The following is a 12,389-nucleotide window of genomic DNA, read 5'->3' as shown; positions in this document are numbered from 1 at the left end:
GCAACGCTAGAGCGGCGTGCCGCCCCAGCGCAAGGTCGGAACACATTTGCTTGCGTCTGGACGCTGAGGCTGTGTCGTACGTGTATCGTCCGCGTTGAGTGGCTTGCCTGGACCTCCGCACCTCGCTCTGACTTGGAGGTCCGTCATGCACTCATCACCGAACCCAGCGGCTCACAGCCCGTCGTCTCGCGAAGCACGGCCATGAGCGGCGGCGGCTTCCCAGCCGCAGTCGCCGCTCTGCAGCGGGCAAGCGGTGACGGTGATCTGTGTGAGCCGTTCCTGTCCGTGTTCCCGGTGCGCCATGCCGCCATCTCCACTCTCGGCGATCCCTTCGGTTCAGAAACCGTGACCGCCAGCGGCGCCCCCGCTGCGCGATGGGACGAGATCCAGATCGATCTGGGCGAGGGACCCGCCTGGGAGGCAATGCGCTCCCGGGCACCAGTCCTCGAACCGCGGCTGCAGACGGCGGGATCAGCACGCTGGCCGATCGCGCTCATGGCGATGCGCGAGACGCACGTGGGGTCGGTGTTCGCCTTCCCGATGCACGTCGGCGCGCTCAGCATCGGGGCAGTGGACATGTACGACCGAAACGCTGTCGCGTTCCCAGCTGCCGCCGTCCAGTACGCAAGGGTCATGACGGACCTTGTAGCCAGATTCGTGCTGCGCCGCGCCCTGGTACGCGCCGAGAGCGCCGACCCGGCACAGGAACAAGAGGCGGGCCGGTACTCCCGCCGGGCGGTGCACCAAGCCTCCGGGATGCTCGCCGCGCAAGCGGGCGTCAACGTCGACGACGCGCTGCTCCTACTGCGTGCGTTCGCGTGCAACACAAGCTCGAGATTATCGCCTCGACCAGCGAGCGCAGCAACTTCATCGGCCTGATGCAGCTCGACGCCGGCGAAGGCCCGTGTATAGAGGCGTTCACGACCGGGCAGACGGTCTCGGTCCACGATCGCGAGGAGATGCAGCGCCGCTGGCCGTACTTTGCCGCGGCGTCCGCGGACCTTGGCTATGCCGCCGTCTACTCAGTGCCCCTTCGACTTCGAGCGACGACGCTCGGTTCCATGAACCTGTTCCGCGAAACCGAGGGCGCGCTCAACGAAGAGGACGCGATCGCCCTCCGCGCGCTCACAGATGTCGCGACGATCAGCATCCTGCAACAGCGCACCGCTGAACACGCCGTGCTGGTACAGACACAGTTGCAACACGCGCTGGACAGCCGAGTTGTCATCGAGCAGGCCAAGGGCTACCTCGCTCACACACACCGGATCGACCTCGACGCCGCGTTCACGCTGCTCCGTTCCCACGCCCGCGCCCACCAGTCCCGAATCGCCGTCGTCGCCCGCGACGTCATCGATCGAGTCCTCGTTATCCCCACGGCCGCAGTCTCGGCGGCAACCGCCGGCGAGACTGCTCTCCGCGAGGACCGGAGCGGCGAACGCGCATGAGGCAGAAGCTGCCCCCAACGTTCCCGGGCAGCTACGCCCAGGCTGCCGCTGCCGGTGGCAGTCGCCAGCGTCTGCCGTAGCGCCACGAGCTACTCACCTCGTTATGCCGACAGGGTGATCGCGTGTGTCGGCCGCTAACCATCGTGAGAAAGCAAGCGCGCCGGTGTCGCGCCCTGTCACGCGACAACGACGGCGCGGCCGAGATACTCACAGGCAGGCTCCAGTGCGGCCCGTCTGCGGTCGCGCTCGCTCCTGCTCCTGCTCCCCCACCGCGGCTCATGCCGGCAGAAGCACACAAGCCCGGGCAGCAGACCCAGCCGACAGACCAGGACTTCGTCAGCAACCGGCGCCCGCGCTCAAGCCGCGTCGGCTGCCAGCGATCGGATTGCCGTTTACGCTGCCAACGTCTTGAGTGGCACCACCTACCGCTCCACCCCGGGACATCCCAACGTTCAGGTGACCAGCTCCGGCGAGGCCCGCCTGCAGTGGAGACGAAGCCGATTGCATCGCAGTACAGCGGCGTGTTCGTTGCGGCGTGCTAGGCGACTGGGATGTCCCAGTAGGTGGGTTGTTCGTACTGTTCCGACCAGCCGCGCCGCATCCGTGTCGCTGCGCGGTCGAACGCGTCGACGACGTCAGTGTCGCTGGTCAGGAGTGATTGCAGTCGGAGTCCGTCGTAGAGGGCGAGGAGCTGCTGGGCAGCCCGCATCGGGTCCATCGTGGCCGGCTCCCTCCCCGTTCGTACGTCCTCGGTGAGAGCGGCGCGGACCACTTCCCGGAACTGCAGGTAGGCCGACCGGTAGTAGTCCGATCCGTCCGCGGACGGGTCGGTCGATACGCCGAGCGTTGATGCGATCAGCCGCATCAGCGCGGGTTCCTCCCGGTGGGCCGCCAGCAGGGCATGGAGGTAGGCGACGGTTCCTTTCTCCGCCGCCAGGGGCAGCAGTGGTGCCGACACGGCCCGCGTCCAGCGCATCACGGTCGCTGCGAGCAGTGCGTGTGTGGACGGGAAGAGCGCACTGATCAGGTCGACGCTCATTCCGCTGCGATCTACGACAGCCTCGATCGAGAAGCGTGAGACTCCATCGTCGTGAATCGCGGCGATCGCACCGTTGATGACCCGCGTCTTCGGGGCTTCCTCATTGATCGCTTGCTGGTTTGTCAGTGGTGCCAGTGGGTGCTTCCGGAACCAGTCCAGCAGCCCTCGTGCTCGGGACGCACCGAACGAGGGGTCGGAAGGACGAGCGACGGCGAACAAATCGCTGAAACCAGGGACGTCGCGCATGAGTGGGTCGAGGGACTGAAACGCCATCGACCAGTCCGGAAACGACCGCCGCTGGATGGGTTCGTCGAGCAGGAGGCGCACGTTCGTGTGTCGTGGGTCAGCTCGGACCTGCTCGAACCGGCTGCGGACGACGTCGTCGTCGCCCTCGAGCACGCCGATGCAGTTGTCCTCCTTGTGCGCGAGCATTCCAGTGACGCCCAGCCGCGTGTTCTTCTCGCGACCGACAGCGAGGATCTGGGCCAGTTCCGAGTCCGTGATCGGACGTGTCTGCGTGCTGGTGTAGACGAGCGATCGCATACTGCCTTCTCCCTGTTCGTAGTCCACCCGGGCTTCGACAGAGTCAATACGCATGTCCACACGAGCCACAACCCCACCTTCGGGTGTTCCCATCCTGGCGATCGAAGGGCGGACGAGTGCGGCCCTGTGGTACGTGTTGCGGTCAGACTGCTGTTCACGCGGGCGCGGGTCAGGTTCCCTGAGTCCGTCGCCTCGCAGCCTTCGAAACGCTGACGTTCTATGCCGAGGTACCACGGTAGACATCGAGCGCTGCGATGCGACACGTGTTGCACGATCTGGATGAACCGGCGAAACTTTGAGCAGCCGGTTGGTTACCGGTCAGAGCGGCCCCCTTCCTGATCGGTGGGAGATACCGCTCGGAGAGGTGTGACGCATCGCGTCGCACCTCTCTTTACGATGCAGAACCCCCCCCCGCGATGCGCGGTTTGCACGCGATACGAGGGCTTCCGAAGTTCCGCGCCGCCCATGCAGTCGCCAACAGGCGAATCAGACACCACGTGGCGGGTAATCCCCAGGCACCGTTCTGCGCTACGTGGCGACCGGGTCGCACGGTTCAGGGCAGTATCGGGGCCAGTTTTGGGAGGTCAGCATCAACACATCACGGTACGAGCGAGGGCCGTCAGTTGCGCCGGTAACGATCGAGACGATGGCGGGACTCCGTCGCCGGTTCCGCCGGGGCGATCAAGCACCGGCGTCGGCGGAAAGTCGTATGCCCGATCTGTTCGAGATACTGTCCGAAGCGAACGTTTTCCCGTCTCGAGACTCGTCAGCGTTGCTTCGCGAGAACCGGTCCGGGATGCGTGGTCCGAACCTAGACGAGGGAGCGGACGGGGTCTGAGCTTTGACCCCGTCCGCTCTAGGCAAGCCCTGTCGGACCGCCCTGACGAGGTCAGGAGCTTGCTCGAACCGGCCTCATCGCGAGGGCAGAGTACGCCGTGTCTTCGGCGCTCGAAGCGAATCAGCGACGGATGGCTAACTGAGAACCGAGGCGGTTCTCAGTTGAGATCGGCGCGGTGAACGGCCCGGTAGACGGTCGTGGGTGCGCGAATCCAAGCAGCTCGGCGAGGTCGCTGGTGGTGTGGGTGCCGGCACGGTGCAGCTCGACCAGGTGCTTCTCTTGCGCCTTGTTGAGCCTGGGCTTGCCGCCGCGGAGCTTGCCGGCTGCCTTCGCGGTCGCCATGCCCTCACGGATACGAGCCCGGATCAGGTCGACCTCGAACCGGTCTCGAGCGTGAAGCCGTCGACCTGCGTCCTGTCGACTGCAAGCAGCCAGCCGACGCGCTGATCCAGGTCCGGTCTAGGTCGGTCAGCAACACCTTCATGAGCCACCGAGGGTGCCGGCGCCGCCGACTCGAGATACTCGAACTTGGATCGCATCGCCGGTGTCCGGGTGGGGGTGCTTGAGGTGCACTGTCCGCCGTAAGCCCTTCTTCGGGCGGTAGACGTCACAGCGCACGCCGTGTTGCTGTTGCAATAGCCGCAGTCGTTGCCTACGTTGATGTGCGGCTACCCCAGACCCCGGTAGCCGCATCCCACCCACTAGCGCACCCTCAGTCGCGTCAGCCTCGACCACTCACCGTCCGTTCATTCCCGGACCGACGGGAGTCGTGAACCGCGGTCGCGCCCACCTCGAGGGTTCCGAACTATCAGGACCCCGATGAGCGCAATCGCCCGCACCCTCGACCACGTCATCCGGGCCCCAACCCGCCTCGCCCGCACCATCGAATTTTTCTTCCGACGTGCGGATTCGATGGGAGACATCTACCCCGACGATAAACGACATGGCACGGTCCCCGGCTCCGACGTGGACCGGGTGTTGTTCCTCGGCGAGGCCGGTCAGATAAGCCTGGGAGTCCGCACGCATCAGCTGTCGATGGCGGCGTACTTCGCCCGACACCACCACGCTGCGTCCGGGCGAGGCGTCAAGTGGAGCATCGAGCCGTTCCCGAACGCGCGACTCGCCGACGCTCCCTCCGTCCTCGCGGCGAGTGAGGACGCGATTCGCAGGGCCGACATTGTGGTCGTGGTCGTGGGGATCACGGACGCGCTGCGCGTTGTGCGTCCAGCAATCTGGGAGCAAGGAATCCGGGACACCCTCACGACACTCACCACGATGCTGGCTGCCGACGCGCGGATCCTGCTCGCTCACATCCCGCCGCTTGATAACGCAGGCAGTCTTTCCCGGCCGGCACGGGTCGCCGCGGGTCGTCATGGGAGCGCGTTGAACCGACGCACCGACATCGCGGCTGAAGACCACTCTCAGGCCGTCTGCGTCTCGTTCCCCGAGGAACTGACCCGCTCACTGTGGCGTCCAGAGTCAGACCAGAAGCGCTACAGCAACACATACGACATCTGGGCCGCGCACCTCGCCCGGAACCTGCCCGACCCGAACTGACACGGACCAAAAAGGAGGCAGCCGATGCCGAACCGGCGGAGACGACTGTCCGACAGCCGATCCGTCGCTGGACCAGCAAGCTCGTCATGGAATGCCTGCGCGGATCACGGCAATGCGAACCACGGGACCTCCCGGATCCCGTCGCCCTGTCCGTCTGCTCGGGGTGTCTCGATGGCACTCGGACCCATGTGCCGAGATCACGGACACGCTTGAGTGCTTCATTGGAAGTCTGTAGATGGGGTGTGGTTCGGGGGTTTCACCGTTGCCGGCCCCTGTGGGTGCCGGATGGCGACGTAGTGCCGAACCTCGCGACACAGCACAGTTAGGTAGCAGGTCGTCATTGCACCGTTCCCTTGGTTTGGCGGCAGAACGTGACGGGGACCTGAAGTCGGCCGAGGGTTCAGCGTCCTACCTTCGTGCCGGGAAGCAATACTGCGGAGCACGAACGAAGAAATTTGGACCGGCCGGGCGTGCGTTCGGGTCACAGCCCGACCGGTGGTTCGGGGTGACTTCGCGAGAAAGCGCCGAGTACTGCTCGTGCAAGATCGTCCCTCGCTCGTCATCGGACATCGCAGTGTGGATGTTCCGGCGGCCAGGGGCTGGGGCAGCGTGGGCGTAACGATAGGGCCGTCTCCCTTCGACCACAACCCCCTGACCCGGACCGTCCTCATAGCGCGACGTGGATAGTCAATCGGTGTAACGTCCCGTCCGAGCGGCTTGCCCAGACCTCTGCACTGCTCTCCGAACCGGAGGTCTGCCATGAGCGTTCGATGTCCGCAGAACAGCTACGATCGGCGCCGCCAGCCGTGGTCTTATTCATGACCGGCGGTGGCTTCGTCGATGCGATCGCGTCGTTGCAACGCGCGGGGATCGGTGACGATCTGTGCGGTCCGTTCCTTTCGGCGCTTCCCGTCACCGGTGTCGCAATATCCACACTCGGTGATCCCTTCGGTTCCGAGACTGTGTGTGCGAGCGACGCGGCAGCAGCGGAACTGGATGAGATCCAGCTGGACCTCGGTGAAGGCCCGTGCTGGGAAGCGATGCTGACCGGCGTTCCGGTTCTGGAGCCAAACGTGCAGACCGCAACATCGCCGAACTGGCCGATGGCATCGCGTGCGCTGCGTGAAACAGGGCTCGGCGCAGTGTTCGCGTTCCCCATGCGCGTCGGCACCCTCAATGTCGGAGCGGTGGATCTCTACGACCAAACGTCTGTCGCGCTCCCGGCGACCGCCGTGCGCGACGCGACGGCGCTCGTCCACGTCGTGGCCCGGCACGTGTTGCACAGAGCGCTCGTGCAGGCCGGAGGGTCCAGCGACGAGCGTCAACAAAGCGAGGGCCGTTACTCCCGCCGCGAGGTGTATCAGGCCTCCGGCATGCTCGCCGCGCAGACGGGTACGACCGCTGCCGATGCTCTGCTCCTGCTCCGGGCGTATGCGCACAGTGCCGGACGTTCTGTCCGCGACCTGTCCGCTGACATCATCGCGCGGAACGTGGATTTCACCGACCGCTCCGACGTCAGTTCCTAGGAAAGGAAAAACCGCCATGACACGAACTCGAGAGCACCAGCTCGTGGATGCGTTCGTCACGCTCACCGACAGTCTCGTCTCCGATTACGACATCGTCGAACTCCTGCAGACCCTGGTCGACAACGCAGCCGAGCTTTTCGATGCCCAGGCGGCGGGGATCCTCCTCGCCAATCCGCAGCAGGAGCTCGAGGTCGTCGCGTCCACCAGCGAACGCAGCAGCTTCATCGGTCTCCTACAGCTCGAAGCCGGCGAGGGGCCCTGCGTGGAAGCGTTCGTCACCGGTGAGACGGTGACCGTGGAAAACCCAGAGGAGATGCAACGCAGGTGGCCGCTCTTCGCGGCCGCGTCAGCACAACTGGGGTACGCCTCCGTGCACTCCATCCCACTCCGGCTCCGAAACAACACGCTCGGGTCGATGAACCTCTTCCGTGAGACGAACGGCGCGCTGAACGCCACGGACGCCATCGCAGCGCGGGCGCTCACGGACGTCGCGACGATCAGCATCCTCCAGCAGCGCACCACAGAACATGCCGTCCTCGTCCAAACGCAGCTCCAGCACGCCCTCGACAGCCGCGTCGCCATCGAGCAAGCCAAGGGGTTCTTAGCGCACACGCACCGAATCGATCTCGACACCGCATTCGACATGCTCCGCTCCTACGCACGCTCACAACAGGCGCGCATCGCCGACACCGCCCGGCACGTCGTCAATCGCCGCATCACCATCCCGGCTATGCAGCCGCACGTCACGAAGTCCGGCGATGACGCACAACGCTGAGAAACCGCGAACAGGTCCCCGCTGATTTCCCACTCGGGACACGCTCCTGCCGCCGCGGTCGAGCTGCTCGGTCAGCTCTATGGAGGGAACGACCTGCACTGCCGACCCGGATCCATGGACTTCGGATTCCAATACGTTGGCATCGGCGATCAACGCCTCCAACTGCGCCGGCTCCAGCTTGACGGGTACCTGCGCGGAACCCTCGAAGCCGGGGACGGCGTCATCGCCCAGTGGGTGACGCGGGGGCGCGCTCGCCTCAGCTTCGGTGGCGAGACAATCACAACGCAACCGGGCTCGCCGCCGATCATCTTTCCCTCAGGCCAACCGTTCCAGATCGAACTCAACGACGTCGACCAACGCCTCGTTCACATCGATGAGGATCTGCTCCGCAGTGTCACCGCTGACACCTCCCTCGTGGGCAGGCCCCTCAGCTTCCAGACACACATCCCGCCGACCGAGACCGCCATCACTCAGTGGGCCGCCAGCGTCACCGCCGCGGTCAAAACGTTCCGCATGAAGGGCCCCGCGTCGTCAGCTTGGTCAACGGGCAAACGCGACGTTGCGAAAGCGCTCCTCCAGCTCTACCCACTGAACCCCGACCTCGTCCGCGTGCCAATCAGAAGCCAATCCGACGCACGCTTCGTCGCCGCAATGCGATACGCGCACGCACACGCACACAAACCGATCACGGTCGGCGACATCGCGGCCGCAGCCGACATCAGCGTTCGCGGGGTGCAAGAGTCCTTCCGCCGGCACCTCCAGCGATCCCCCATGGTCTACATCCGAGAGGTACGCCTCGACCAGGCGCGGCTGGACTTGCAAACCGCGACGCCCTGGACAGACACGGTCGCTGACATCGCTCCCGCAAGTGGAAGCGCAGCTCGTCCGACTGATGCCTGATGCCTGATGCCCTTGAGACGGAAAGCCCGTCTTATCGCCCAGGACAACAGTCGGGCCAGAGGTAGTGACGGCCAGCGCCTGACCGCCGCCGTGCTCGAGCGTCCGATGCTTTGGCCAATTTTGAGTTGAAGAGGGGCGTGGACCCGCCGTGTCAGGACGGTTCGAACCTCACCCATCTGCTGAGAGCAGGAGGCTCGCCATGACGCCGAGGCCGGACCCGATCAGGGGTCCAGCGATGGGAACCCAGGCGTAGTCCCAGCGGGCTGACGGCATCCCACTGCCGCGGTAAATGATCGTGTAGACAACGCGGGGTCCGAGGTCCCGAAAAGGGTTCATAGCCGCAGACGTTGGACCGCCCGCACCGATGGTGAGGACGAAGATGACCATGGCGACAGCGGCGTACCCGAGGCCCTCGTTGCCGAAGTGATACACCCCGTCATGGACGGATGCGGACGGTGAGCAGAGCACAAACGCCACCAAGACTCCGGAAGCGAGCGCTTCTGTCGTGACGTTTCGGACGTGACCTGGCCGGAGGGGCAAGGTCGCGAACAGCCCGACGAGGTGATCGTTGTTCCGCTCCCCGAGGACGTCGTGATGGAAAACAAACGCGGCCAGGACCGCGCCAACGAGTGTGCCCGTGCCCTCGCCGGCCAGGTAGGCGGGCACATCGACCCAATCCACCCGCCCCGCCAGAGCTTGCGCGAGCGTAATCGCTGGATTCAGATGTGCACCGCTGGCATCGGCGACGCTCGCGCCGGTGAAGACCGCGAGAGCCCAGCCGGCAGCACCTGCGGCCGCACCCTGGCGCCGGAACCATCCCTGCATCGATGTACTGAGACCGAGGAAGATCATGATCCCGGTACCGAGCGTCTCCGAAAGGAAGATTCCGGTGTGGGAGATCACAGAGCGCCCGGGAACGGTGACGATGCTGCGGGCATGAAGATCCTTGGAGCGGTGACGGACAGTGGGGTGCCTGAGCTGCGCTGCCTGACCAGACGATCATCTCATGGCAGCACTAGCCGGGGAGTCCTGCCCAGGCGCCATTCCGATGGCGGAGGCCCTGCTTCGGTCGGCCCTTCAACTTGCCTCGCCCACTGACACATCGTCGCCGGGTCCCCACTCCGCGCCGCGGGCGGTACTGCGCGAGGAGGGTGTGTCTGGACGAACGAGCTTCATCCTCGGGACCGATGTGAGTGGTCCTTGGCGAGGATGTCGAATGTGGTCGCGGTTCATAATGTTTGAAGGGCCCGGTTTTCCTGCTCTCAACTTCTCGAAGGACCGCACCCGTGCCTGACGTCTTTTTCATCCTCCCAACGTTGTCGCTTCTCCCAGTGGCTGCAGTCGTAACATTGGTCACCGTAATGGTGTCATGGCGGCGTGGTGCACCGCTGGGTCTCGCGATGTGGCGTGTGCTCGTGATCGCCTACCTCACGGCCCTGGTCGCGCTTACGTTCTTCCCGTTCCAGGTGAAGATCGACGAGCTCACGGGTTCCTCCACCTGGTGGAACTCGATCAACTGGGAGCCGATTGTCACAATCGATCCCATAGGTTTCGCCGAGAACGTCCTGCTCACCGCGCCGCTCGGGTTCCTCGTTCCGGCACTGACGAAGCGGCGGACCCTTCGCGCAGTGCTTCTCGTTGGCCTGGTCGTCAGCGTGAGCATCGAGGTGTTGCAGTACGCGGATGTGCGCTTGCTCTCTGGTGGACGCCTGGCCGACGTGAACGACGTCATCGCGAACGTCCTGGGTGTGGCGATCGGCTATGCCGTCTATCGAGTTTTTCGGAGCAGCGAGCCGCTTGCACGGCTTCTCCCAAACAGTGAGCACGTCGCCACAGTGCGATGACGGTCGCCTTGTTCAATATCAGGTTGACACCCGCTTGCGCAACTATCCACACATTCGGGACCGAGACCGGGACGGTCATGGTCGAGCGAACGAGGCCCGGACGGGATTTCTGCACTCATCCTCGCGCGAGATTTGATTACTGCGGTAGGGGTTGCGTTCATGGCGACCAAGGTTGTCGCCAGCCTTTCGATCGCAGTGACATTCGTTGAATCATGCGGTAGGCAGGAAAGTGCTCCAGGTCTCTTCCTAGTTCGAATTCATCAGAGATCGCGCGCCGTCCGTCCGACGACGTCGTGGTACCACGATCGCAGTACGCCGGCGGGTCGCCGTCGCGGTCAAATGGTTGCGTCCCGAGCCACCCGTGCTCCGACCAGAGGAGAACCATGCGCACCGTCGTCGTCACCAGCCCAGGATCCGTCGAGATCCGCGACGAGCCCGTCCCCGAGGTCGGCCCCGCCGACGTCCTGATCGCCGTCAAGGCGTGCGGGGTCTGCGGTTCCGACGCCTTCTACGCTGCACGCGGCGGCATCCCGCCGCGCGAGGGGCACACGCCCCTCGGACACGAGGTCGCCGGCGAGGTGGCCGTCGTCGGCGACGCGGTCGAGGGCATCGCCGTCGGCGACCACGTGGTGGTGAACCCGATGGGCGACCCACGCGGGATCATCGGTAACGGCGGCCCCACCGGCGGGCTGTCCGAGTTCCTGCTCGTCGAGCAAGCCGTGCTCGGCACCAGCGTCGCGATCGTCCCAAAGGACCTGCCCTGGCAGGTGGCCGCGCTCAACGAACCGATGGCGGTCTCCCTGCACGCCGTGAATCGGACTGCGCCACAGCCGGGCGACACAATCGTCGTGTTCGGTGCCGGCCCGATCGGGCTGGGCGCTGTGATCAGCTACAAGGCGCTCGGCGTCGGGCACGTGGTCGTCGTCGACGTGATCCCCTCGCGACTCGAGAAGGCCCTGCTCGTCGGAGCCGATGCCGTCGTGAACTCGGCGGACGAGCCGCTCGACGAGCGGTTGATCGCCCTGCACGGCGGAGCGCGCGACGGCGTCGGGCACGGCGGCAAGTCCGGCACCGACGTCTGGCTCGACGCCGCCGGGGTCCCCGCCACCGTGCAGACGGCGTTGCGCCTGGCGAAGCACCGCGCGACGATCGGCATCGTGGCCGTGCACAAGCGGCCCGTGGAGGTCGACTTCGGTGACCTGCTGGCCGTCGAGCCGACGATCGTGACCGCCATGGGGTACCCGACCGAGATCTTTGACGTCACCAAGCACATCATCGCGAACCCCGAGGCGTACGCGCAGATCGTCAGCGACGTCTTCCCGGCGAGCGACGTGCTCGAGGCCCTCCGGGTTGCGGCGACCCCCGGGACGGCCGACAAGGTTGTCGTCACGTTCGACTGATGCCGGTGACCAGAAAGGTCACCGTGCAGTACGCCGTCACGGTGTGGCGGGACCGGCCGCGGCGCGGGCTCGTGCTCGCCGTGCTGTCGGTGCCGAGCAGCCTCGTGATGGCGGGGTGGAAGGTCGTCCTGTTCTGCGCGGCCCCCTCGTTGTTCCTCGCCGCGACCGTGGTCTTCACGCTCGGGGTCGCGGCCGCGAAGGTCTGGGCCGTCCGTCGGCACCGGCTGTCGTTCGCGTTCGATGCGGCGAACGGCGATCGGATGCGGTTCCGGCAGGCCGGCCACCGGCGGATCGGGGGTGCGATGACCGCGATGTCGGTCGTGTTCGTCGGGTGCAGCGCGCCGATGCTCGTCGGGCGGGCGCACCCCGTGCACTACGACCAGTGGGTGGCGATCGTCATCGCGGCGGCGACGTTCGCGGAGCTGGGCATCGGGGTCTGGGGTGCGGTGACCGCGCGCAAGGACGGGGAACCGCTCGTCGAGGCGACGAAGCTCGTGAACATCGCCGCCGCGGTGGTCCTGC

General features: G+C 65.7%; 12 protein-coding genes. 10 read left to right on the top strand and 2 right to left on the bottom strand.

Features of this window, described 5'->3' with window-relative positions:
* The first annotated feature begins 201 nt into the window (after positions 1 to 201).
* Positions 202 to 879: a GAF domain-containing protein gene (locus OVA28_RS00060; protein ID WP_268095280.1), complete on the top strand. Its 678-nt coding sequence runs from the start codon at positions 202 to 204 to the stop codon at positions 877 to 879.
* A complete protein-coding gene (locus OVA28_RS00055) occupies positions 819 to 1,445 on the top strand; it encodes a GAF and ANTAR domain-containing protein (RefSeq protein ID WP_268095279.1) in 627 nt (208 codons plus the stop codon). The genes OVA28_RS00060 and OVA28_RS00055 overlap by 61 nt, the downstream gene beginning before the upstream one ends.
* A gap of 538 nt (positions 1,446 to 1,983) precedes the next feature.
* On the opposite strand, the gene OVA28_RS00050 is transcribed toward OVA28_RS00055, so the two are convergent.
* Complete coding sequence (locus tag OVA28_RS00050) at positions 1,984 to 3,054, bottom strand: BLUF domain-containing protein (RefSeq protein WP_268095277.1); 1,071 nt, start codon at positions 3,052 to 3,054, stop codon at positions 1,984 to 1,986.
* A gap of 1,012 nt (positions 3,055 to 4,066) precedes the next feature.
* On the opposite strand from OVA28_RS00050, the gene OVA28_RS19070 reads away from it, so the two are divergent.
* The 5 genes from OVA28_RS19070 (at position 4,067) to OVA28_RS00025 (ending at position 8,623) form a co-directional block, all read left to right on the top strand.
* A complete protein-coding gene (locus tag OVA28_RS19070; RefSeq protein WP_326493719.1) occupies positions 4,067 to 4,312 on the top strand; it encodes a hypothetical protein in 246 nt (81 codons plus the stop codon).
* Between the two features lie 372 nt (positions 4,313 to 4,684).
* Positions 4,685 to 5,422 carry a hypothetical protein gene (locus tag OVA28_RS00040; protein WP_268095276.1) on the top strand — a complete coding sequence of 246 codons (738 nt, stop codon included), beginning with the start codon at positions 4,685 to 4,687 and terminating at the stop codon, positions 5,420 to 5,422.
* 770 nt (positions 5,423 to 6,192) lie between these two features.
* A complete protein-coding gene (locus tag OVA28_RS00035) occupies positions 6,193 to 6,948 on the top strand; it encodes a GAF domain-containing protein (RefSeq protein ID WP_268095275.1) in 756 nt (251 codons plus the stop codon).
* A 43-nt stretch (positions 6,949 to 6,991) separates the two neighbouring features.
* Positions 6,992 to 7,723 carry a GAF and ANTAR domain-containing protein gene (locus tag OVA28_RS00030; RefSeq protein ID WP_268095273.1) on the top strand — a complete coding sequence of 244 codons (732 nt, stop codon included), beginning with the start codon at positions 6,992 to 6,994 and terminating at the stop codon, positions 7,721 to 7,723.
* A gap of 21 nt (positions 7,724 to 7,744) precedes the next feature.
* Positions 7,745 to 8,623, top strand: coding sequence for an AraC family transcriptional regulator (locus tag OVA28_RS00025; protein WP_326493727.1), 879 nt, complete (start codon positions 7,745 to 7,747; stop codon positions 8,621 to 8,623).
* A gap of 168 nt (positions 8,624 to 8,791) precedes the next feature.
* Here OVA28_RS00025 and OVA28_RS00020 read toward each other — a convergent pair whose 3' ends face one another.
* Positions 8,792 to 9,526 carry an MIP/aquaporin family protein gene (locus OVA28_RS00020; RefSeq protein ID WP_194662805.1) on the bottom strand — a complete coding sequence of 245 codons (735 nt, stop codon included), beginning with the start codon at positions 9,524 to 9,526 and terminating at the stop codon, positions 8,792 to 8,794.
* A 383-nt stretch (positions 9,527 to 9,909) separates the two neighbouring features.
* Between OVA28_RS00020 and OVA28_RS00015 the strand changes: the two genes are divergently transcribed.
* The 3 genes from OVA28_RS00015 to OVA28_RS00005 form a co-directional block, all read left to right on the top strand.
* Positions 9,910 to 10,467 carry a VanZ family protein gene (locus OVA28_RS00015; RefSeq protein ID WP_194662806.1) on the top strand — a complete coding sequence of 186 codons (558 nt, stop codon included), beginning with the start codon at positions 9,910 to 9,912 and terminating at the stop codon, positions 10,465 to 10,467.
* A 383-nt stretch (positions 10,468 to 10,850) separates the two neighbouring features.
* A complete protein-coding gene (locus tag OVA28_RS00010) occupies positions 10,851 to 11,867 on the top strand; it encodes a zinc-dependent alcohol dehydrogenase (protein WP_268095272.1) in 1,017 nt (338 codons plus the stop codon).
* Positions 11,868 to 11,872: 5 nt separating this feature from the next.
* The coding region (locus OVA28_RS00005) for a hypothetical protein (protein ID WP_268095271.1) at positions 11,873 to 12,389 on the top strand (517 nt) is incomplete at its 3' end.

It is taken from the genome of Curtobacterium sp. SL109 (assembly GCF_026672405.1).
Lineage (GTDB): Bacteria > Actinomycetota > Actinomycetes > Actinomycetales > Microbacteriaceae > Curtobacterium.
Note: the sequence above shows the minus strand (reverse complement) of the source record. Positions and strands in the feature narration are given on the sequence as shown.